Genomic DNA, 23,405 nt, shown 5'->3' on the forward strand with positions numbered 1-23,405 from the left:
ATTATCAAACACCTTTGGAAGTATTCATGAAGTATATTACAGATGACCAATTTCTAATTTAAATTGACATTCCGGGAATTTAAACAAAAAAGAACCCTGCTGAAGCAAGAGTCCTTAGCACACATTTTAAATGGAGTTAGGAAACTCAATTACAATACTCTGGTAAAATAGTGACAATAAAAATGGCGACTGTCTTGTAATTGACCGCCACTTTTTCGTGCACTAACCATGATTATCGACCTTCCAACATTAGTATGTTATACTTATATATGCAAAAAGCCAAGAGGGCTTGGCTCTTGACTTCTTGCGTTCCGGAAATTGATTTAGCCAGCTAACCGCTATTTGCGATTAGCTTTTTTTATTATCGCGTAAGCCTTAGCAAAATTAATTGTTGCTACCGACAATAACCAAATTGTCAGTGCAATAACAAGGCGGCCTCTCTTTCCGGGTTACTTTTGTTTCCATCGGTATCATCCCCTTCCGGATTCAGGGAATCACTTCCGGAACGCTGTAGTTAAGATATGGTCGCGACTCCTTATCTTAACTACATTTTTTATTATGCCTTAATAACATATACAGTGCAAACATCATTTAAACTAAAAAAGAACCCTTGATGTACAAGGGTTCTCACGGTTAGATTACTATTCAGCGTCGCGACGCTTTTCAGCGATACGAGTAGCCTTACCAGTACGTGCACGTAAGTAGTACAGCTTAGCACGACGTACACGACCATGACGCAGAACATCAATCTTAGCAACACGTGGTGAGTGTACTGGGAAAGTACGTTCAACACCAACACCGTTACTGATCTTACGAACAGTGTAGGTAGCGCTGATACCAGCACCGTGACGCTTGATAACAACACCTTCGAACATCTGGATACGTTCGTGTGAACCTTCAACGATCTTGGCGTGTACACGAACAGTATCACCGGCACGGAAGTCCGGAATATCATCACGTAATTGACTAGCAGTAATCTTTTCGATCAACTTATTTTGACGCATAAAAATTTCTTTCCTTTCGCCGACATTCATGTCCATCCTTGGGCAGCGGAATACCGTTATTCACGGCTAAACAGCCAATAACTACTATACATGGTTTCACCCTTACTTTCAAGGGTTAATCATGATGTTCCTGGTTAATAATTGAATGACGAATTCCATAGATAAAGTAAATTAACAGGCCAATGATGAACCAGCCCACCATTAAAATCTTGGCATCCTTATTCAATCCCCAGAAAATTACCGCCGAAAAAATGGCAGAAACAGCTGGCAATACCGGGTACCATGGCATCTTAAATTGTGCTTTTGGTAAGTCCTTCCCCTCCCGACGGCGCAAAGCATAGATCCCCAGTGAGACGAAGATAAACGCCACCAGGGTCCCTGCTGAAACAAGCGTAGCGAGGAAAGTAAAGGGAAAGACTGAACCCAGGATCATTGCCAAAACTGTGATCATCCACAAAGCATGATTTGGAACGTGCTTTTCATCAATTACCCCTAGTGTCTTCGGCAGCAAGCCATCGCGGCCAAATGCATAAATCAACCGCGAAGACGCCAGCAAAATGGCAATCAAGGCCGAGAAGATCCCGACAATTGCCACAATTGAGAGCATATTCGCTGTTAAATAGTGTCCCGATTGGCGGAGCGCCCAGGCTGCCGGCTCGGCATTATTGGCATACCGTGAGTACTTAAACATTCCCACCAAGACAAGCGAAACTGCAATGAAAAAGCCGGTTCCAAGTACTAAGGTCCCAATTAGTCCCCGCGGCATCGTCTTTTGCGGGTTCTTCGTTTCTGCCGTGTTGGCCGCAATCGCGTCAAAGCCAACATAGGCAATAAAGATTTGGGCAGTCCCTGCCAGGATACCCTGCCAGCCACCAAAAGTTGTTCCTGGCCGGTGCGGTGGAATGAATGGGGTATAGTTCTTCGTTTGAACTGCGGTTGCACCAACCACAATAAACATGAGGATAACCAGTAGCTTGATTGAAACAATAAAGTTTTCAATTTTACTTACCTGGTGAACACCCCGCGAAATTAGAACTCCGACAACCAGGATGGCGAAGGCCGCCAAAATATCGACATAGGACCCCTTGGCCGGGTTAAAACCACCAGTTAATGCGGTCGGTAGCTTAATGCCAAAGCTGGCCAGAAAGCCCTGCATATAAGCAGACCACCCCGAGGCAACAAAGGCCACCGAGATAAAGTATTCCGCCAGAAGCGCCCAGCCGGCTATCCAGCCAAAGAATTCGCCAAAAAGGACGTTAATCCACGAAAAAGCTGAGCCCGCGAATGGCAAAACGGAGGAAGTTTCGGCATAGGCAAGTGCAGAAAGTCCCGCACCAACCGCGGCCACAATAAATGCAAGTGGTACGGCCGGGCCAGTGTGCTCAGCCGCCACGATTCCCGGTAACGTGAAGATAGCAGTCCCAACAACCATCCCCGTTCCCAAACCAATTAGGTCAATCGTCCGCAGGCTTGGTGTCAACTTTGCGTCTTTTTGCTGGTAAACCGCTGGGTCCTGCTTCCACAACAGGCGTTTTAATAATTTTTTCAATCGGCACCTCCCTTAATCCGGAACATCAGGATCCTGGTCAAGCTTTAAGTCTTGAAGCATGATCTGCTGCTCGCGGGTTAGCTTAGCGGTCTTTAGGAGATCCGGCCGTCGTTCAAGTGTCCGGCGAAGTGACTCCCGCATCCGCCATTCTTTAATCTTCTGGTGATTCCCGCTAGTCAGCACTTCCGGAACCTTCATCCCCCGGAAGTCAGCCGGCCGCGTATATTGTGGGTATTCTAGCAAGCCATTGCTAAAGGAGTCACCCAGCGGCGATGCCATGTTACCAAGCACGCCCGGAACAAAGCGGACGGTGGCATCGATCATTACCATCGCTGCCAATTCTCCCCCGGTCAAAACGTAATCACCCAGCGAAGCTTCATCGGTGACAAGGGAGCGAATTCGTTCATCATAACCCTCGTAGTGGCCGCAAATAAAGGTCAGGTGCTCCTCTTGGGCAAGTTCCTGGGCATAGTCCTGGTCAAACTTACGGCCAGCAGGATCCATTAGGATAACCCGGCCCTTAGGATACTGGCCATCGATTTCCTTATCGATCGCGTCCATTGCATCAAAGATTGGCTGGGCCTGCAGCAGCATCCCCGCGCCACCACCAAATGGTGCATCATCCACGTGGTTATGTTTGTCAGTGGTGTAGTCCCGGAAGTCGGTTACGTTAATGTCTAAAAAGCCGCTCTCTTGTGCCTTGCCAATGATCGATTCACCGAGGGTTGCTTGGAACATGTCGGGAAAAAGGCTTAAGATATCAATTCTCATTATTCTAACCCCTCCATCAGCTCAACAATTACCTGCTGGTTAGCAAGGTCTACTTTTTTGACCACGTCATCAATTACCGGTAGTAACAATTCATCTTTACCAGGCCGGTCTACCACCCATACATCATTAGCGCCGGGTGACATAATTTCCTTGATCTTACCGAGCTCTTCACCATCGACAGTCTTAACCGTTAGACCAATAATTTGCCGGTAGTAATACTGACCATCTTCTAATGGTTGTTGGTCCTCACCACTGACGAGCAGCTCATGGTCACGGAACTTTTCAACATCGTTAATGTTGTCATAGCCAACAAACTTGACGAGGACAAAGCCCTTATGCTGACGTGCTTTTTCAACCGTCAATTCGAGGGGCTCGCCAGCGGTCTGCAAGTACAGCTTCTTTTCTGGGGCAAACCGTTCCTTAATAAAATCAGTGGTTGCCATCACCCGGACTTCACCACGGATACCGTGGGTATTTACAATCTTCCCAACGTTATAAAATTCCATCTTTTCCTCCTAAAATGAGAAAAAACTCCCACAGAATTGTGTGGGAGTTTTTATTTAGTGACGGTGATCATTAATCAGTAACCGGACTTTTTTAGAGTTGGAACGCCGAGAACGCGCACCTTCAACAACGGTCCGCAACGCCGCAGCAACATGTCCCTGCCGCCCGATTAACCGGCCAACATCATCCTTCCGTGCATCAATGATGTACTCGTGGTACTTACCACTGTCATCTCCGGTAATCGTCAATGACTCAGGATGCTTCAAAAGTGGGGTAACTAAACTACGAATCAGCGTCTCTATATTTGTCTCAGTCATGATAGCTCATCACTACTTCTTTGCGTACTTAGCTTCGTGGTACTTCTTCATAACGCCAGCCTTTTGAAGCATGTTACGAACAGTGTCAGATGGTTGGGCACCCTTTTGAAGCCAATCCATAACAGCGTCTTCATCAAACTTGACTTCCTTAGGAGTAGTCAATGGGTTGTAAGTACCTAAAGCGGTAATGAAACGACCATCACGTGGTGAACGTGAGTCAGCTACGACGATCCGGTAGAATGGACGCTTCTTTGAACCCATACGCTTTAAACGAATTTTAACAGACATTTTTGCACCTCCCTGAATTCTTTTAACAGATAATAATATACCAGTCTTCCAAGAGAATGTAAAGTAGTTTTTCTTGACAGGCTTAAATTATTTTAGCGAACGCGTGAAAAGAGCCCGTTTTTCACCGGTTACTTATTCAATATCAACAAAAGAAAAATTCCGGCATTTCCACCGGAATTAAACTTACTTTCTCTTACGGAGCTTGCGCAGCTTTTTAATTCGCTTGGCCTTGTCTTTCTTCATCTTCCGGGCCATCCGGTTCATTGCCATTTGCCCCATCTTGCCACCGGGCATTTGGCCACCGAACATGTTCTGCATGCCACTCATGTTTCCATTCGTAACCTGCTTCATCATCTTCCGCATCTGGTTAAACTGCTTGATCATCCGGTTAACCTCAACAATTGGCCGACCAGCACCAGCTGCTAACCGCCGGCGCCGACTCGGGTTCATCAAGTCCGGATTTTCCCGTTCTTCAGGCGTCATTGAGTAAACAATTGCTTTAATATGGTCAAATTGCTTCGGGTCAACGTTAATGTTCTTTAGTGCCGGGTTGTTAGCCATCCCTGGAATCATCTTAATAATGTTTTCAATCGGTCCCATCTTGGTAACCTGGTCCATTTGCGCAAGGAAGTCGTTGTAATCAAACGTGTTTTCCCGCATCTTGTCCATGGTTTCCTGGGCCTGTTCTTCATCAAAGTCCTTCTGCGCCTTCTCAATCAGGGTCATCATGTCACCCATCCCGAGAATTCGTGAAGCCATCCGGTCAGGATGGAAGACGTCCAGATCGGACATCTTTTCACCTTCACCGACGAACTTAATTGGCTTTCCCGTAACGGCCCGGATTGACATAGCGGCACCACCACGGGTATCACCATCCAGCTTCGTCAGGACAACCCCGGTGATATCAAGCTTGTCATCAAACCCTTGGGCAGTATTAACGGCGTTTTGACCAGTCATCGAGTCAATTACCAGCAGGATTTCGTCCGGGTGAACCAGTTCCTTAATATTAGCCAGTTCATCCATCAGCTGTTCATCAATTTGTAGACGACCAGCCGTATCGATGATGACATAGTCATTATGGTTCTGCTTGGCTACTTCCATCCCCTCGCGGACAATTTCCACGGGGTCCACGTCAGTTCCTTTTTCAAAAACCGGAACATCAATTTGGTCAGCCACTTGTTGCAACTGGGTAATGGCAGCTGGACGGTAGACGTCGGCCGCGATAAACATTGGTCGCGCCTTTTCTTCGTCTTTCAAGCGCAGTGCCAATTTTCCGGCAGTGGTAGTCTTACCGGCACCTTGCAGCCCAACCATCATGATGACGGTTGGAATGTGCTTCGACTTATTGAGGGGAACCGCTTCTTCCCCCATCAGCTTAGTTAACTCATCATTAACAATCTTAACAATTTGCTGGGCAGGATTCAGTCCCTTTAGTACCTCCGCACCAGCAGCCTTTTCCCGCACTGTCTTTACAAAGTCCTTAACGACCTTGAAGTTAACATCGGCTTCTAGTAATGCCAGGCGGATTTCCCGCATGGTTTCCCGCAGGTCGGCTTCAGTAACTTTTGGTTTCCGTCGGAGCTTTTCCATCGCCTTCTGCAGGCGTTCAGTTAATCCTTCAAATGCCATCTTTTATTCTTCCTCCAAACTTTCCAAATGACTAACCAGGTCATTCAGTTTTGCGTCATCTGGGTAGTTATTGCGGACATACTGCTGGATCTCGTCAGCCTGTTTATTACGTGCTTGAAATTCAGCGTACAGGTGCAACTTGGTCTCGTAATCTTCCAAGATATTTTCCGTCCGCTTAATATTGTCATAGACTGCCTGGCGGCTAACATTAAAGTTCTCCGCAATTTCACCGAGCGAATAATCATCCCCGTAGTAAAGTTCCAGGTAGTCATTTTGCTTCTTGGTCAGTAACGGTTGGTAGAACTCAAATAGTGAGTTAATCCGGTAGTTCTTTTCAATTTCCATGACTATCCACCTAATCGACGTCAACTAAGCCCTTAAAGAGACCGTATACAAAGTCACTTGCGTCGAACTTTTGCAGGTCATCAACCTTTTCACCAAGGCCGACATACTTCACCGGCAAGTGAAGTTCATTGCGGATTGCCAAAACAATCCCCCCACGTGCAGTTCCGTCAAGCTTCGTTAACACAATCCCGGTAACATCCGTGCTTTGTTTGAACAGTTTAGCCTGGTTAAGTGCATTTTGTCCAGTTGTTGCATCAAGGACCAGCAGTACTTCATGTGGCGCATCAGGGATTTCACGGGTTAAGATCCGCTTCATCTTCGCCAGCTCGTTCATTAAGTTAACCTTGTTTTGCAGACGACCGGCCGTATCGACGAAGAGAATGTCGTAGTCCTCTTCCTTAGCCTTCTTGACCGCATCAAAGACAACTGCAGCCGGGTCACCATTTTCAGGTCCCGTAACAATATCAACGCCGTCACGCTTGGCCCAGACATCCAGTTGTTCGGTTGCACCAGCCCGGAAAGTATCAGCAGCTGCTAGTAAAACCTTCTTGCCTTGCTTCTTAAATAAGGCGGCCATCTTACCAATCGTGGTTGTCTTACCAGCACCGTTAACCCCAACAAACATAATTACTGTTGGGCCTTCCGCTGCCATCTGGAGGTCAGGATTTTCACCTTTGCCCGCTTCCTCGTAGATTTCAACCATCTTTTCAATGATGACGTTTGAAACATCTTGCTTGCTCTTCGCATTTTCCAGCTTAACTTCTTCCCGAAGGCTATCACTGAGCTTCATCGCCATGTCATAACCAACATCGGACTCAATCAGCATGTCTTCGAGGTCATCAAAGAAGTCCTCATCGACGTGACGGAAGTTAGCCAAGAAGCGGTTTAGGCGGGCACCAAAACCGGTCCGTGATTTTTCAAGCCCACGGTCATACTTCTTTTCTGTTTGATCAGCAGCTTCCTCTTCACCCGCCGTACTTGGAGCAGGGCTTGCTAGTGATTCACTGGTAACCGTGCTTGCTACGGATTCGCTAACGGATTCACTTGGTAAAGTACTTACTGACGCTGAGAACTGTTCACTAACCGAGATACTTTCAGCAACACTAGCTGATGCCAGGCTCTGACTAACCGATTCAGTTTGGCTTGTTGATTCAGTTGGGCTTTCAGTGGCTGCAACTGATAGCGACTCACTAACGGTAGCTGACTGCGACATCGATTGTGTAATACTAGCTGCTTCAGAAGTGCTTAAGGTCGCAGAATTACTAGGCGAGTTCGCCATTGTCAATGATTCTGTCACTGACGTTGCAACACTAGCCATACTTTCTGACTGTGTCTGCGACTCTTCTTTCTTTTTATGCCGGCGGAAAATATCAAATAATCCCATGACTATTCCTCCTCTTCCTTATTTTCATCCAGAGTGTTAACAACGTCTACGGAAACCATCTTAGAAATCCCCGATTCCTGCATGGTGACCCCGTAGAGAACATCGGCACCCATCATCGTTCCTTTCCGGTGGGTAATAACGATAAACTGTGGCCCCGTTTTGCCAAACCGGGTTAAATAATTGGCAAAGCGTTGAACGTTCACCTCATCAAGGGCCGCTTCCGGTTCATCCAAGATTGCAAATGGTACCGGCCGGACCTTTAGAATGGCAAAGAGTAAGGTGATTGCCGTTAATGCCCGTTCACCACCAGATAACAGGTTGAGGTGCTGGTTCTTCTTGCCAGGTGGCTGGGCCATAATATCGACCCCACTCGTCAAGAGGTTATGCGGGTCGGTCAATTCTAATTTTGCGCGACCACCAGCAAAAATTTGCCGGAAGGTTTCGTCAAAAGCAGTAGAGACTTTCTTAAAGGTATCCATGAACCGTTGCTTAACTTCCCCATCCATTTCGGACATGGTTTGTTGCAACTGGTCACGAGATTCTAGCAAATCACTTTGCTGCCCCTTCAAGAAGTCATAACGTTCCTTCACCCGCTTGTACTCATCAATTGCACTGACATTTACGTCGCCTAGTTCATTAAGCCCCCGTTTTAACAGCTTTAGCCGAGTAGCTAGGTCCTGGTCGCTAATCTCTTGATCAGCCTTATCACGGGCTTCTTCAATCTCCATTGAGTAATGCTCATTGAGGCGGTTAAGCAACTGGTCAATCTTTCCTTCACAACGAATCCGTTGCTCATTAAGCTGGTTAAGATTATCCTGCGCTGCATGTTGAAGTCCCTGGACACGGTCCTGGCTTTCTTCAGCATCGCCCATCTGTTCTTCCAGAACTTCCAGCTTTTGGTTTAACTTTGCCAAAACTGACTTTTGCTGTTCCAAGGACTGTTGGGCATCCTTAAGCGCTGTTGCTGTACTTTCGCCATTATCATTTTGGGCCGCAATATTTTCATTCAGCTCTGCCAACCGGTGCTTAATTTGTTCACCAGCCGTTTGCAATTCCGCTAACTGGTCATGCAACTCTTTTTCCTGCTGGTGGTATTGCTGACTGCGTTCATTAGCCACTGCCAACCATTGGTTTAGCCGATGGACTTGTTCATTTTGGCTATCCGCATTGGTTTGCAGTTCGTTAATTTGCTTTGTTACCCGATCAGTCTCATCCTTCGTTGCTGCCAGCTGCTTATCCGTTTCTTTTTGCGCTGTCTTATTTTCTGCAACTTGATCCTGATAAGTCTGGTGCTGGGTATTTTGCTGGTCATTTTGGTACTGCAAGGCATCGATCTGCCGTTCAACGCCCTTTACCTGGTCACCCAGGCGCTGGGCCGCAACCCGCGCCGTCTGCAGCTCCTGTTCCTGATCATGAACCCGATTTTGCAGGTCAGCGAGCTTAGCCTGACCACGCTCACGAGACTGTTGAAGCTTTGCCACTAATTCTTCTAACTGCTTAGCCTCTTTTTCCTGCTTGGCAAGCAGTTTTGCAAATTGCTTGCCAGACTGCTTTTGGCTCAGGAGGCCACGCTGTTGGTGACGATTAGCACCACCAGTCATTGCACCACTGGCATTGATTAACTGACCATCTAGGGTAACTACCCGCACCTGGTGATGTCCAGCACGAGCAATTGCCGTTGCGTGGTCCAAGTTATCAACTATCGCTGTATTTGCCAGCAAGTGGTCAACAATCAACTGGTAACGTGAATCATAGTTAACTAGTTCCGTTGCTCGACCAACAAAGCCCGGCATTGTAGCCAATGATGACCAAATAGTTAAGGGGCGCCGCTGACGCAAGGTGTCGAGTGGTAAGATTGTTACCCGACCAGCCCGTTGGCGGATCAGAAACTGGATAATTCCCTTACCTGTTTCCTGAGTATCAACAACTAGTTGCTGGAGTTGCCCGCCAAGGACGGTTTCAATGGCCGTTGTTAACTTGGCAGGGACATCGATTAACTCACTAACCGCACCAGCCAGTCCAGCAAACTGTTCCCGGTTACGGAGAACACTTTGGACGCCCCGATAATAACCAGAATATTCTTCTTCCATCGACTGGAAGGCCTTAATTCGCGACTTAGTTGAATGAGCATCCCCCAGTACTTGGTACCATTGCCGTTGCGACTGTTGGTAACGCGTTGTAAGGTCGCTAAGCTGCTGCTGGACAGTGGTTAACTCCTGCTGACTGGCCTGCAGTTGCTCGTTGAGCTTTTCAATTTCTTCTTGCTTAGCCGCTACCTGTTGCTGCAACTTTGATTTTTGCTTCTCGCTTGCGGCCAGGTCGGCATTGCTCTGCTTTTGCTGACTTAAACTCTGCTGGTGATTTTGCTGGAGGAAAGCAGCCTGGTTATGCAAGGTCGTCTGCCGTTGCAATAAGTTAATTTGCTGGTTACGAAGGTCGGTCAACCGGGCCTGCAGCTGTTTCAACCGTTCACTGGCAGTTAACTTTTGGGTGGACGTTAGCTCATCCCGGTGTTCTTTCACCGCCGTTTGATGTTCCTTAATGGTAGTTTCTAGCTGCGCAAGGTTAGCTTTTACCTCACTAACCGATTGCTGGTTGGTGGAAAGCTGGTCCTGCAACCGCTGTTGTTCTTCAACTTGTTGCTGCTGTTTTACCGATGAAATCGACCGCTGGTTCTGATAATCAGCAATTAACTGGGTCTGGTGGAGGATTTCACTTTGTGCGTGATCCTTCTCCTTCAGTAGGGCAGACCGTTGCTGTTTCAACCGGCTAAGGTCGGCTTCTGCTTTCTTACTATCAGCCATGTACTGGCTAGAGAGTTCACGCGCTTTTGACAGCTGTTGTTGCAGTCCCTGCAGTTGCTGATGTTGGCGGTCATATGTCCGGACAATCTGCGTTTGATCGAAGCGGTCAAACTGGCCTTTTTGTTCCAGGTAATCCTTTGCCAGGGCACTCTGGTCAGCAAGTGGTTCTAACTGGCTGGAAAGTTCGCTAATAATATCATTGACCCGGTTCAGGTTGTCCATCGTCCCGCCGAGTCGCTTTTCAGCGGTCTCTTTATTCTTGCGGTACTTAGCAACCCCCGCGACCGCCTCGATAATTGCCCGGCGGTCTTCAGGCTTACCATTGAAGATTTCTTCAATCCGTCCCTGCGAGATGATGGAAAAAGACTCCCGGCCTAACCCGGAGTCAATAAAGAGGTCCACGATATCCTTAAGCCGGACCCTCTGCCCATTAATTAGGTATTCACTGTCCCCATTGCGGAAAAGCTTCCGGGTAATCGTCAATTCTGTGAAATCACTTGCCAGGTAGTGGTCGCTGTTATCAAACGTAATTGAAACCAGTGCCCGGTTTAGTGGTGCATGGGCGGCAGAACCATTAAAAATCACGTCCGCCATTTTATCACCACGTAAATGACGCGCTGATTGTTCACCCATCACCCAGCGGATTGCTTCGATAATATTACTCTTCCCGCTACCGTTGGGGCCGACGATCCCGGTCATCCCTTCTTCAAATTTGATCGTCGTCTTATGCGCAAATGATTTAAATCCGTCAATTGTTAAAGACAATAATTGCATGCTTATCTTCTCTCACATTATTTGTTTGAGCGCAGTTTATCCAGCGCACTCTGGGCTGCTTGCATTTCGGCTTGCTTCTTTGAGGAGCCATTTCCTTCGGCGATCACTTTACCATCTGCTGAAACATTAACGTGGAACTCTGGAGCATTCTCCGTCCCACTTTCATCCAGCAAGTGGTATTCAATTAATACGTCGCCATCACGTTGGAGAAATTCTTGCAGGCTCGTCTTAGCATCAACAGCGTGGTCAAACCACCCCATGTCCAGCTTAGGGAAAATAACCCGGCGAACAAACTTTTCAACTGCGGGGCGACCCTGGTCAAGGTACAATGCACCAACAAATGACTCAAAAATATCACAAAGCAGGCCCGGACGTTGACGTGCACCAGCCATTTCTTCCCCGTGGCCCAACCGAATATATTGGTCAAAATGACATTCCTTAGCAAACTTAGAGAAACTATCTTCGCAGACCATTGCTGCCCGCAAACGGGTTAACTTCCCCTGTGGTAGTTCGGGATAACGTTTATAAATATATTCTGAAACGATCAGTTCCAACACGGCATCGCCAAGAAATTCGATCCGTTCATAAAACTTCAAATTTTGATCCGGGTGTTCGTTAACGTATGAAGCTTGCGTAAAAGCTTCGGCCAGCAAACTAGGGTCATCAAAATGAATATCAAATTCCTTGGCCAAGTAGTCTTGCAGTTCTTCGATCATAAATAATTTCCTTTCTTGTCGTTAAAAATATATATTCTTTCCTATTATACTAAAAAGCGGCTGTTAACGCAGTCTTTTAGGTAAAATTATTTACTGGAAAGGGTCCTAGTGTTCATCCCCCGAAATAATATTACCCACTAATATAGACGCGGCTGAGTGAGAAAGCTAAGAGTTCATGAGGTAGGCTTCTTACGAGCAAATCAAAAAACGAGGTCCAAAATCCGGCAAAAGCCGAACTCTGGACCTCGTTTCGTGCTCATAGAGGTGTCCTACTTCCGTCTTGCTCCCTCTTACTAGCACTCAATCTTTGTTAATTAGTGTGTTCATCAATATAGTCGACCACTTCGCCGATCGTACTTAACTTTTCTGCTTCGTCATCCGCAATTTCCGCGTTGAACGTGTCTTCTAGTTCTAGTACAAATTCTACGAAGTCAATCGAATCTGCATCTAAGTCCGTCTTCAAGTTCAAGTCGTCAGTAATCTTGGCCCGGTCGATATCAAAGTGGTCCGCCACGATTTCTGAAACCTTGTTAAAAATCTTTGTCCGTTTTTCATTTTCAGCCATGGTAAATAACCTCACTTTATTAGGTACGAACCTATTTTATTCGTTTTCTTCCTTCTTGTCTACTAATGATTCTTGACTAAAGAATTCAACCGTCTTGTCAATTACTCCTGACGTTAACATCGTCCGGATTTGACTAATCGTGTTCTTCACTGCTGCCGCATCAGAAGCACCGTGCGTCTTAACCACCGGTGCCTTTAACCCCAGCAGTACCGCCCCACCATAGGTCGATGTGTTCATCTTCTTACCAATCTGGTGGAAAACCGACTTCAAGAATAAGTAGCCAAGCTTAGCACGTAAGCCGCCATTCATAATGCCATGCCTAATCAGTGTCAGCATCATCTTGGCCGTTCCCTCTGTCGCCTTCAGTGCTGCATTAGCCGTCCAGCCATCACTGACTACTACGTCGGCCTTGCCAAACAGTAGGTCACCAGACTCAATGTTTCCAACAAAGTTCAGGTCTTTCTCATTGTTCAAGTCTTGCCAAACTGCCTTGTGAAGCTTGTCACCCTTATCTTCCTCGGCACCATTATTTAGCAAGGCTACCCGCGGATTTTCAACTTTTAGCACGTTTTCCGCGTAAAACTTACCCAAGTAGCCATACTGAACCAAGTTTCGTTCCTTGCTCTCCGCATTGGCACCTGAATCAAGATATACAAAGCTCTTACGGTCAGAGCCCGGCTTAGTAATCGGTAAAATACTGGTCAAGCCGGGCCGGTCAATTCCCTTGATCCGGCCAACAACAAAGATTCCGGCAGCAAGTACCGCACCGGTGTTTCCAGCAGAGAAGAATGCATCTGCTTCACCATCCTTAACGGCCTTTGCTGCGCGGACAATTGATGAGTCCTTCTTCTTCCGGATAGCACGCACTGGTTCTTCACCCATAGCGATTTCTTCCGTTGTCTCAATCACGGTTAACCGGTCATTGTTTTTGATCAGTGGTTTAACCTTTGCCGGGTTACCGTACAATTGAAATTCAATATCATCAAATTGGTCACGGGCCTGTTCAACCCCTTCAATAATTGCTTGGGGAGCATTGTCGCCACCCATTGCATCAACAGCAATCTTCATCATTGTCTATCTCTCCTTAGTCAAAGTGTGTTTCAAGCTGGTGCCGGTGTAAGTACAGGACCAGCGGTTGATTATCATCTTGCTCATCCCAGTGCGGTGTCCGAAGTAAATCGGCGGCATCCTGGCGGGCAATCTGCAGCATTTTTAAGTCGCCAACCGGGTCGCCAACCTTAAAGTCAGGTACCCCCGATTGCTTATTACCAAGGACATCCCCCGCACCACGCAATTCCATGTCCTTTTGTGCAACCACGAAACCATCATTAGTTTCGATCATCGTCTTCATCCGGGCTTTTCCTTCATCGGTTTTCGGATCCGCCAACAGTAAACAGTAACTCTGCCGGTCGCCACGGCCAACCCGGCCCCGAAGTTGGTGAAGCTGGGCGAGGCCAAAACGGTCCGCATTGTAAATCATCATTACGGTTGCGTTGGGGTTGTCGACCCCCACTTCAATTACCGTGGTGGAAACAAGGACCTGAATTTTACCCTCTTGGAAGTCGTGCATTACCGCATCCTTTTCGTCACCGGACATCCGGCCATGCAATAATCCCACTTTATACGCGGGTTCAAAATATTTTGCCAATTCATTGTAGAGGTCCGTCGCATTTTGAACATCTAGTGCTTCAGACTCCTCAATTAACGGACTGACAATATACGCTTGTGCGCCAGCGGCTAACTGGTCACTTAGGAAGTGAAGCGCCTCATTTTGCTGGCTAACCTTCAACCACCTAGTTTCGATTGGCTTGCGACCCGCTGGCAACTCATCAATAACCGAAACGTCCATTTCACCATAAGCCGTAATTGCCAGTGTCCGGGGAATCGGGGTCGCCGTCATTGCAAGTACATCAGGATTATTTCCCTTTTCCCGGAGGAGCTGCCGCTGGTTAACCCCAAAGCGGTGCTGCTCATCGGTAATCACCAATCCCAGGTTTGCGTATTCAACGTCATCTTGAATTAAGGCGTGCGTACCAATAATCAGGTTAATCGCACCCGTTTTAATGGCCTTCCCTAACTCGCGGTGTTGCTTAGCAGTTAATGAACCAGTTAATAGTCCTACGTGTACATGGGTTCCCGCGAAAACCTTCGACAGCTTTTCTGCATGCTGAGCAGCAAGGATTTCGGTTGGTGCCATCAACGCTGCTTGGTAACCTGCAGAAATGGTGGCATAAATTGCAATCGCCGCCACGATTGTCTTGCCTGAACCAACATCACCCTGTAACAAGCGGTTCATCTGGTATGGTTCACGAAGGTCACGACATATTTCATTAACTACTCGTTTCTGGGCACCGGTCAGTTCGAAACCGATCCCGGCGATAAACTTCTTTAATTCATCATTATGGTAGAGGATCCGGTTCCCACTCGCCTGCCGGTTAGCCTGGCGAATTACCTGTAGGCGGAGCTGGAATAAGAAGAACTCTTCATAGGCGGCCGTCCGCCTGGCTGCTTTGGCAAGACCAGCATTTTGTGGGAAATGAAGGTCATGAATCATTTCGCGCCGATCCATCAACCGGTATTGGTCCCGCAACTTCTTTGGCAATAACGTTGGAATTACATTTTGGTATTCATCAAATGCCTGACGGATTAAGCTTCGGAGCGTGGCCTGACGGATATGTTTATTTACCGGGTAGACTGCACCCGCACCGGTCTTTTCCTGGTCGCCAGCTGCCAGCATTTTGTTTGCAGTCACCTGCAGTCGCTGGGCGTCCCACTTTCCCATCACCGTCACTGGTTTATTTAATTCCACTCTTTTTTCAAGGTAGGGCTGGTTGAAGAAGGTAACCATGATCACCTGTTGACCAACCTGAACACGGAAGGCCAGCCGACTGCGCCGGTAGCCAAACCGGGTAAGGAGTGGCTCTGAGACCACTGTTCCCTGAACGGTTACTTTCTGCCGGTCTTTCACCGTCGTTAGGTCAACCGGTGTGACATCATCATACCGTGCCGGATAATAGGTCAGTAAGTCACCCACCGTATCAATTCCCAGGGTTGCCAAGTCGGCAACTCGTTTTGGGCCGACCCCCTTAAGAACTGATACAGGATCTTGTAGGCTCTTCATTTACTTCCCTCCCTTATATTAGAAAAAGGATGCGACAATCGTGCCAACATCCCTTTTGCCATTTTAATTCAAGTAATTGCTATTCTACCGAAATCAGGTATGGGTATACCGGCTGGCCACCTTCGTAGATTTGAACATCAAGTTCATCATCTACTTCTTCAACCGCCGCCTTAATTGCTTCAGCAGTCTCTTCATTACCATCTTCACCATAAAGAATTGTGACGATTTCGCTGTCCTCATCAAGCATCTTCTTAACCATTTCGATTGCTGCCTGTTCCAGGTCTGGATTAGTCACAATAATCTTACCATCAACAATTCCCAGGTAGTCGTTTTGCTTAATTTCTTTACCGTCGATTGTAGTATCACGAACCGCATGGGTCACTTCACCACTGGCAACACTGGCCAGGTTTGCTTCCATGTTCCGCTGGTTAGCTTGAAGTTCTTCTTCTGGATTGTATTCCAGCAAAGCAGACATTGCCTGGGCAATCGTCTTTGCATGAACAACCGCTGTTGGGATATCTGCCACTTCAGCAGCCTGCTCGGCCGTCATGAAGATATTTCCGTTGTCAGGAAGGACAAGAGCCTTCTTCGCCCCACTATTATTGATTGCATCAACAATGTCCTGAGTACTTGGGTTCATTGTCTGCCCACCACTAATAATGTGAGTAACACCAAGACTCTTGAGCAGCTTAATGATCCCATCACCAGAGGCAACCGCAATCACCGCAGTGTCAACTTGCTCTTCTTGGTCCTTCTTTGCCCGTTCAACTGGCGTTTCAGTTAGCGTATCGTCACCGTTGCCTTCTTCTTCATCATGCTCCATGATCTCTTCTTGTTGCCAGACCATGTTGTGGATTTCGATTGTTTGAAGGTCACCGAATTCCTGACCCCAGCTTAAAACCTTGCCAGGGTGTTCAGTGTGGACGTGAACCCGAACTACCTGGTCATCACTTAAGACAAGCAGGCTATCACCTAACTTAGCCAGGTAGTTATAGAAGGTATCGTAGTCGAACTTCTTGGTAACTTGCTTTCCCTTACCAATCCGCACCAGCATTTGCGTACAGTAAGTGTACTTAATGTCGGCAGGGTCTAGTTTACCCTGGACGCTTTGGTGGTCCATGGCATTAACCATTTCATCAACTTCTGCCTTATCTGGCTTGTAGTCTTCGCCCTTTTCAACTTCCTTGCCGCTCAGTGATTCATCAAAGGCTTCCAGTACGTAGACTAACCCTTGGCCACCAGAATCAACGACACCAACTTCTTTTAAGACTGGCAGAAGATCAGGCGTCTTCTTCAGTGCCTTCTTACTTGCCTCATAAATGGTGTGCATGATTTCTAACAGGTCGTCAGTTTCCTTAATCTTGTTAAGACCAGCCTGGGCGGATTCACGGACAACCGTTAAAATGGTCCCCTCAGTTGGCTTCATTACCGCTTTATAAGCAACCTTGGCACCATTAGCATAAGCATCAACAAAGTCTTGCGCATTTAACTTGGTCTTACCAGCGGCGCCCTTTGCAAAGCCACGGAAGATCTGGGAAAGGATCACCCCAGAATTACCACGGGCACCCATCAGAAGTCCCTTTGCTAATGCCGCACTCAAATCGCCGACCTTATCACTAGAAGCTTCCCGTTCGTACTTGGCACCACTAGCCATCGATGAAGCCATGTTAGTCCCAGTATCACCATCAGGAACTGGGAAAACATTCAGGGAATTAATGAATTCTGCCTGCTTGTTTAACTTATCAGCAGCCGCCTGAACCATTTTGCCAAATTCAAGATTTGTAATTTCTGTTACAGCCAATTAACTTTTCCTCCCGTGCTTCGAATTAATCTTCTGTTGAACGAACGCCCTGTACACAGACGTTAACCGCATCAGCAGTAATGCCCAGCATTGATTCCAGGTTGTACTTAACCTTTGATTGGACACTCTTTGATACTTCAGAAATCTTCGTACCGTAGCTCACAATAATGTTTACGTCAACGACGATTCCGTTGTCCTGTTGGCGAACAACAACACCCTTATTGAAGTTCTCACGGCGGAGAATCTGGTTAACACCGTCACGAACCGGGTTACGACTTGCCATTCCAACAACACCGTAATTATCCGTAGCGGCACCACCAACAACTGTTGAAATCACATCATTATCAATGTCGATTGTTCCAGCTTTTGTCTTAATTTTTACTGCCATCGTCATGGCCTCCCTGTATTAATTTAGAGATTCATTTTTAATTTATTCTAAGCTAACAATATCATAGCATAGCACATCAATAATAAAAAGTAACCCTCTTTGGAAATAGTTAACGGGGTGTACTATCGAAGATAAAAAATAAGCCGCCCATAATTGGACGGCGTCTTTTTTTATTAAACCCGAGTCACTTTACCGGACTTCAAGGTACGTGCTGAAACGTAAACCTTCTTTGGCTTACCGTTAACCAAAATGGTTACCTTTTGCAAATTAGGCTTCCAGCTACGACGACTTGAGTTAAGGGCGTGAGAACGCTTGTTACCAAAGCGTGTCCGTTTACCGTTGATAAAATCTTTAGCCATTGGTGATACCCTCCTCTTTAAAACATTATTATATTACGCATAACTGCGATGTAACTCACCTAATTAATTTACCATAGCGTTTCCGACAATGCAATAGTTTTCTTTCAAGTATTTTTCCTTGACAGCTAATTCATTAACTGGTCACAGCATTGAATTACCGCTACCACACCGGCAGTAAACGAGAAGTGGTTCTTGGTTCCAACAAACTCATTGCTGGACCAAGATACCGGAATGTCGCTTGACCAGTTATCAAGTGGGTACTTCTCGTCAACCAGCGTTAGCCCTTTAACCGGTGTAAGGTTCACAAATGCCAGATACTTCATCCCTGCTTGTTTCGTAATCTCATAGCTGCCTGGCCGGTAGTATGCTACCGTATTTCCACGATCGATAAAGTGTATCTTTTCGAGGTAGTCCTCGTACGGGGCCTGCAGGGGCAAAAAGAGGTTGGCTAACAAGTGGTCAATTCGCCCGCCGGTTGCGCCAAAAACATCGATTTCGTCAGGTTTAAACTTTTCAATTGCGATTTTTACCCCCAGCTGGGTATCAGTAAAATCCTTTTCGGGTGGAAAAGTCTCAATCTCACCCAACTGCTCTCTTAAACGTTGAAACTCACTAGCAGAGGTTGAGTCAAAGTCACCAATTGCGACAGCAGGCTTGATTCCCCAGTTAAGCAAGCGGGTTGCTCCATAGTCCGCTGCTACCCACTGCTCATTTTTACGTTGAATTACTTTCTCCTGGGGGACTAACGCAACCGGTCCGCCGACTAACACATTAACCCGCATGGTAAATTCTCCTATATAAAAAAGGGACCGATGTTACAGCCCCTGATTATCATAATGCGATTACTTAGTAGCGTCACGCAATTCTTCTACCCGTTCTGCAGGGTCATCTGCATTAAAGACAAAAGAACCAGCAACTGCAACGGTAGCACCCGCTTTGTAGCAGTCAACAACCGTCTTGTTGTTAACACCACCATCAATTTCAATATCGAAGTCGTAACCCTTTTGCTTCTTAATTTCGTTTAATTGGGCAATCTTTTCAACCGTTTCTGGAAGGAACTTTTGTCCACCGAAACCAGGGTTAACAGTCATTACTAAGACTTGGTCAACCATGTGCAGGACGGGTTCAATCATGGCCACTGGCGTACCAGGGTTGATAACAACTTCTGCCTTTACCCCGCCATTCTTGATAATTTGCAGAGCACGGTGAATGTGTTGGGTTGCTTCCACTTGAACACCAATGATGTCCGCACCAGCGTCGATGAATATTGGCAAAATATGTTCTGGGTTTTGAACCATCAGGTGAACATCTAGGGTCATGTTGGTGATTGGGCGAATAGCCTTAACAAAGCCTGGACCGTAGGAAATACTTGGCACAAAAGTACCATCCATTACATCGATGTGGAGGTATTCGGCCCCAGCCTTATCAACCTTTTCAATGTCCTTTTGCAAGTTTACGTAATCAGCACTCAAAATTGAAGGTGCAACCTTAATCATTCTAAATTCCCTCATTTCTTATAATTTGGTTTCTGGTTAACGATGATGTCATGGAACTGGACATAGTCGTCATACCGACTCTTCATGATTATACCATGTTCCAGTGCATCCTTCACTGCACAATGGGGCTCTTTCAAATGGAGACAGCCCCGGAACTTACAATTTACCGCCAGCTTGCGCATTTCAGGAAAAAGGCGGGGAAGTTCTTCAACCGTCATATCAAAGGTCTCGTACGAAGAGAAACCAGGCGTGTCAGCAATCAATGCGCCATCAACATCCAGCAGACTTACCTTACGGGTAGTATGACGTCCCCGCTTTAATGCCTGTGAAATTTCACCAGTGGCAAGGTTAAGGCCCGGTGCAAGGTGGTTTAGCAAGGTTGACTTGCCAGCACCCGTCTGCCCCATCATCGTTACAATCTTGCCCTTAAGGCTTTCAACTAGTGTTTTCAGCTGACTAGCCGCAAATGGGTCTCGGTTGAAGAAAACCTGGTAGCCAATTTGTGAATACCCATCCGCAATTGCTTGCAACCGAGAAAAAGTCTCACCATCCAGCAAGTCAACTTTTGAAAAGAAGATCACCGGCATAATACCCTGTTCCTCTAGTCCTACTAGTTGACGGTCAAGCAAGTTTGCCGAGAAGACCGGCTGGGTGGCGGCAGTGACCACGACCGCCATATCAATGTTTGCCACTGGCGGCCGAACTAGCTGGTTCCGCCGGTCAAGTACTTTTAACAGGTACCCATCGGCAAACTCAACCCGGTCACCAACAACCGGCTTTATTTTCCTTGCACGGAAGTTGCCCCGGCCCCTTGTCCGATAAAGTTGCCCATCTGCTAAAACATCGTAAAAGCCGCTTAATGATTGCTGAATTATTCCTGTTTTCACTTCACACCTCCATGATTTAACCAGTAATGTTGGTACCACTCATGATCGTCCGACCATTGCGGACAACCCGGTATGCGCCCATTTGACCGTTCTTTAACGTAAACGGCACATTAATAGTTGTTTCTTGATTAATTGTAATATCTTGATATTCCATCGTCAGGTTATGGTTAGCATCTTTAATATAGATCTGGACCCGGTTCTCCCGTTTTCCACCGTTTCCATCAAATGGAATATTTACTTGAATATTGGTCGTCTTGGTCTGGTTTCCCGAATTGGCAAGCGTAACCGTCAATGTGTCACCATGGTTTAGCGTTTCACCAGCTTTTGGTGTTTGACTAATAACATGGTTCGTAGCAACGGTTTTAGACTTCTTTTCCTGGGTTGTCAGCTGAAGCTTATGCTCGTTAGCAAACTTTTGAACAACACTAATATCCTGGTTCCGGAAATTAGGAATCTTGATGTTCTCCTTGCCGGCACTAACCTTAAAGTTGATCGTGTCGCCATTGGTTGCCACCGTCTTACCCTTACTGTAGTTCTGCTTAATAATCGTTCCCTTGTCGATCTTATCAGAATAAACCTCTTGCTTTTGGACAACAAAGCCCTTCTGCCGTAAGGATGAGGAAACTGAGTAATAATCATCGCCTACATAGTCAGCCATCGACATGTTTTTTACGCCAGTGCTTACCCGCAGGTCAACTGTCCCGTTAACCTGTTTCTTTGAACTGGTATCAGGGGTAGTCGAGATAATATGATTTTTAGCTACTTGTTCACTATTAACCCGGGTAATATTTCCAACCCGTAACCCTTGCTTACTAAGGATTCGTTCCGCTTGAATCGGTGTTTTTCCTTCTACATCCGGAACAATTACTTGCCGGAACATAAACCACCAAGTAGTAAATGCTATCCCAATAACAAGTACTGCGGCAACGCCACTAAGCCAATATGGTAAGTAACGGTGCCGTTTTTTAGGCTCGACATCTTTTTCTTGATCGTCAGCCCCTTCATTCGCTGCCTTTTCTTGTTCGTCTGCTTCCTTAATTTGCTTTGAAATTTCAGCTGCAGATAACACTTTAGTCTTACCGTCATCACATTGAACGTGCCACTTCTCTTCATTTGCCCGGTCAGCGTCAAGGCTCGTTGACAAGTCTTCAGCCATTTCGCGAACATTAGCGTAACGTTCGTGCGGGCTCTTGGCGGTCGCTTTCAATACCACATTTTCAAGTGCTTGTGGAATGTTGCTATTGACGGTACGAACGGATGGAATATCCTCACGGAAGTGCTTAAGGGCAATTGAAACAGCCGTTTCCCCTTCAAATGGGACGGTACCAGTTAGCAGTTCATAAAGGATAATTCCCAAGGAATAGATATCTGATTGTTTTGTTGCGACACTTCCCCGCGCCTGTTCCGGCGACAGGTAGTGTACCGATCCCATCAACGTATTTGTCTGGGTCAGTGAATTTTGGGAAGTCGCAACCGCAATCCCAAAATCAGTGATTTTTATGTTTTTATTAGCATCAATTAATATATTTTGCGGTTTTAAATCACGGTGAATAATTCCGTGCGCATGGGCAGTCTCAACTGCGGACAGGACCTGTTTCATAATGTCCACTACTTGTGGCAGCGGAATCGGATAGTGTTCCTTAATAAAAGCCTTCAAATCAGTACCCTGTACATATTGCATAACCATGTATTGAAGGCCTTCATCTTCACCCACATCATAAACGCCAACAATGTGGGGGTCATTCAATTGTGTTGCCGCGAGCGCTTCACGGTGAAAACGCCGCTTCGTATCTGGATCATCACGGAGATCCAAACGCAGCAGCTTCACGGAGACATCGCGATCTAAAACCAAATCATGAGCTAAGTAAACAGTTGCCATTCCGCCCTCACCTAGGGAACGGATAATCCTGTATCGGTGACCGATTATATCTCCAGGATTCATACTCAACCCTCCTGGCTATTATTCATTAATTCCAATTAGTACGGTGATATTATCGGGGCCCCCAGCTTCATTTGCCATTTTCACTAACCGTTCACACTTATCAGCTAACGATAACGTTGATTGTAAGACATCCTTTAATGTCTTCTTATCAACCGTCTTGAATAAGCCATCAGAACACATCAACAGTTGGTCACCATGTTCAAATTTAAAACGGTTTACTTCAATTCGCGCATCCGGTGAAATACCAATTGCCCGGGTAATAATATTACTTTGTGGGAGTTTTAATGCTTCCTCCTCGGTAATATCACCACTTTTTACAAGTTCATTTACCAAGGAATGGTCAATCGTGACCTGGGTCATCATCCCTGCATGTAATAAGTAGCCACGACTATCACCAATATTGGCAACTACTAAGGTGTCAGCAAATGCGATTGCAGCTACCATCGTCGTTCCCATTCCTTGAAAAGCGATATTTTCTTTTGATTTTTTTAAAATTTCATCATTAATTAATTGAACTTCGCGGGCAAACCACCGAATTGCTTCCAGCGGAGTTTCCGGTCCGTCCTCAATAAAACGATGACCGAGTCGTTTCACTGTCATTTCAGCAGCGACATCCCCACTACGATTACCACCTATTCCATCGGCAATCACCACTAGCTGATTCCCGCGTTTATCGGTAAATTGGGAAACCCGGTCCTGGTTTTGTGACCGTTGGTGCCCAACGTCAGTTTGATAAGCAACTTTCATCTTAGTGCTAATTC

22 protein-coding genes are annotated in these 23,405 nt (G+C 46.5%); all 22 read right to left on the reverse strand.

All coding sequences use genetic code 11. The features are described from left to right. Positions 1-641: 641 nt before the first annotated feature. The 22 genes from rplS to QOS07_RS06435 all read right to left on the reverse strand — a co-directional run bounded on the left by rplS (position 642) and on the right by QOS07_RS06435 (position 23,391). On the reverse strand, positions 642-1,004 hold the full coding sequence (gene rplS, locus QOS07_RS06330) for a 50S ribosomal protein L19 (RefSeq protein ID WP_283588129.1): 363 nt from the start codon (positions 1,002-1,004) through the stop codon (positions 642-644). 115 nt (positions 1,005-1,119) lie between these two features. Continuing rightward, complete coding sequence (locus QOS07_RS06335; RefSeq protein ID WP_283588130.1) at positions 1,120-2,553, reverse strand: APC family permease; 1,434 nt, start codon at positions 2,551-2,553, stop codon at positions 1,120-1,122. Positions 2,554-2,565: 12 nt separating this feature from the next. Then, a complete protein-coding gene (gene trmD / locus QOS07_RS06340) occupies positions 2,566-3,324 on the reverse strand; it encodes a tRNA (guanosine(37)-N1)-methyltransferase TrmD (RefSeq protein ID WP_283588131.1) in 759 nt (252 codons plus the stop codon). Further along, positions 3,324-3,830 carry a ribosome maturation factor RimM gene (gene rimM, locus QOS07_RS06345; RefSeq protein ID WP_283588132.1) on the reverse strand — a complete coding sequence of 169 codons (507 nt, stop codon included), beginning with the start codon at positions 3,828-3,830 and terminating at the stop codon, positions 3,324-3,326. The genes trmD and rimM overlap by 1 nt, the downstream gene beginning before the upstream one ends. A 54-nt stretch (positions 3,831-3,884) precedes the next feature. Further along, positions 3,885-4,145: a KH domain-containing protein gene (locus tag QOS07_RS06350; protein ID WP_283588133.1), complete on the reverse strand. Its 261-nt coding sequence runs from the start codon at positions 4,143-4,145 to the stop codon at positions 3,885-3,887. Between the two features lie 12 nt (positions 4,146-4,157). After that, complete coding sequence (gene rpsP, locus QOS07_RS06355) at positions 4,158-4,433, reverse strand: 30S ribosomal protein S16 (protein ID WP_047770352.1); 276 nt, start codon at positions 4,431-4,433, stop codon at positions 4,158-4,160. 183 nt (positions 4,434-4,616) lie between these two features. Further along, positions 4,617-6,062 (reverse strand): signal recognition particle protein, encoded by a 1,446-nt coding sequence (gene ffh / locus QOS07_RS06360; protein ID WP_283588134.1) that lies wholly within the window; start codon positions 6,060-6,062, stop codon positions 4,617-4,619. Positions 6,063-6,065: 3 nt separating this feature from the next. After that, complete coding sequence (locus tag QOS07_RS06365) at positions 6,066-6,407, reverse strand: putative DNA-binding protein (RefSeq protein ID WP_283588135.1); 342 nt, start codon at positions 6,405-6,407, stop codon at positions 6,066-6,068. A gap of 10 nt (positions 6,408-6,417) precedes the next feature. Next, positions 6,418-7,791, reverse strand: coding sequence for a signal recognition particle-docking protein FtsY (ftsY, locus tag QOS07_RS06370; RefSeq protein WP_283588136.1), 1,374 nt, complete (start codon positions 7,789-7,791; stop codon positions 6,418-6,420). Positions 7,792-7,793: 2 nt separating this feature from the next. Further along, a complete protein-coding gene (gene smc, locus QOS07_RS06375; protein WP_283588137.1) occupies positions 7,794-11,369 on the reverse strand; it encodes a chromosome segregation protein SMC in 3,576 nt (1,191 codons plus the stop codon). Positions 11,370-11,386: 17 nt separating this feature from the next. Next, positions 11,387-12,085 carry a ribonuclease III gene (rnc, locus tag QOS07_RS06380; protein WP_283588138.1) on the reverse strand — a complete coding sequence of 233 codons (699 nt, stop codon included), beginning with the start codon at positions 12,083-12,085 and terminating at the stop codon, positions 11,387-11,389. A 310-nt stretch (positions 12,086-12,395) separates the two neighbouring features. After that, entirely contained in the window at positions 12,396-12,650 is a 255-nt protein-coding gene (gene acpP / locus QOS07_RS06385) for an acyl carrier protein (RefSeq protein ID WP_283588139.1), read from the reverse strand. A gap of 36 nt (positions 12,651-12,686) precedes the next feature. Next, the gene (gene plsX / locus QOS07_RS06390) at positions 12,687-13,718 is read right to left on the reverse strand and encodes a phosphate acyltransferase PlsX (protein WP_283588153.1); all 1,032 of its coding nucleotides are present in this window, start codon (positions 13,716-13,718) and stop codon (positions 12,687-12,689) included. Between the two features lie 16 nt (positions 13,719-13,734). After that, positions 13,735-15,771 (reverse strand): ATP-dependent DNA helicase RecG, encoded by a 2,037-nt coding sequence (gene recG, locus QOS07_RS06395; protein WP_283588140.1) that lies wholly within the window; start codon positions 15,769-15,771, stop codon positions 13,735-13,737. A 79-nt stretch (positions 15,772-15,850) separates the two neighbouring features. Beyond that, entirely contained in the window at positions 15,851-17,572 is a 1,722-nt protein-coding gene (locus QOS07_RS06400) for a DAK2 domain-containing protein (protein ID WP_283588141.1), read from the reverse strand. Between the two features lie 25 nt (positions 17,573-17,597). Then, entirely contained in the window at positions 17,598-17,960 is a 363-nt protein-coding gene (locus QOS07_RS06405; RefSeq protein ID WP_283588142.1) for an Asp23/Gls24 family envelope stress response protein, read from the reverse strand. Positions 17,961-18,133: 173 nt separating this feature from the next. Further along, entirely contained in the window at positions 18,134-18,319 is a 186-nt protein-coding gene (rpmB, locus tag QOS07_RS06410; protein WP_003713527.1) for a 50S ribosomal protein L28, read from the reverse strand. Positions 18,320-18,444: 125 nt separating this feature from the next. After that, positions 18,445-19,101, reverse strand: a complete 657-nt coding sequence (locus tag QOS07_RS06415) for a thiamine diphosphokinase (protein WP_283588143.1) — start codon at positions 19,099-19,101, stop codon at positions 18,445-18,447. Between the two features lie 60 nt (positions 19,102-19,161). Beyond that, a complete protein-coding gene (gene rpe / locus QOS07_RS06420) occupies positions 19,162-19,815 on the reverse strand; it encodes a ribulose-phosphate 3-epimerase (protein ID WP_283588144.1) in 654 nt (217 codons plus the stop codon). A gap of 11 nt (positions 19,816-19,826) precedes the next feature. Beyond that, positions 19,827-20,702 carry a ribosome small subunit-dependent GTPase A gene (gene rsgA / locus QOS07_RS06425; protein ID WP_283588145.1) on the reverse strand — a complete coding sequence of 292 codons (876 nt, stop codon included), beginning with the start codon at positions 20,700-20,702 and terminating at the stop codon, positions 19,827-19,829. A gap of 16 nt (positions 20,703-20,718) precedes the next feature. Further along, positions 20,719-22,644: a Stk1 family PASTA domain-containing Ser/Thr kinase gene (gene pknB / locus QOS07_RS06430; RefSeq protein ID WP_283588146.1), complete on the reverse strand. Its 1,926-nt coding sequence runs from the start codon at positions 22,642-22,644 to the stop codon at positions 20,719-20,721. Between the two features lie 18 nt (positions 22,645-22,662). Beyond that, positions 22,663-23,391 (reverse strand): Stp1/IreP family PP2C-type Ser/Thr phosphatase, encoded by a 729-nt coding sequence (locus tag QOS07_RS06435; RefSeq protein WP_283588147.1) that lies wholly within the window; start codon positions 23,389-23,391, stop codon positions 22,663-22,665. Positions 23,392-23,405 lie beyond the last annotated feature (14 nt).

Origin of the sequence: Limosilactobacillus viscerum (assembly GCF_947387525.1) — a bacterium.
In the GTDB taxonomy this organism is placed as follows: Bacteria; Bacillota; Bacilli; order Lactobacillales; family Lactobacillaceae; genus Limosilactobacillus; species Limosilactobacillus viscerum.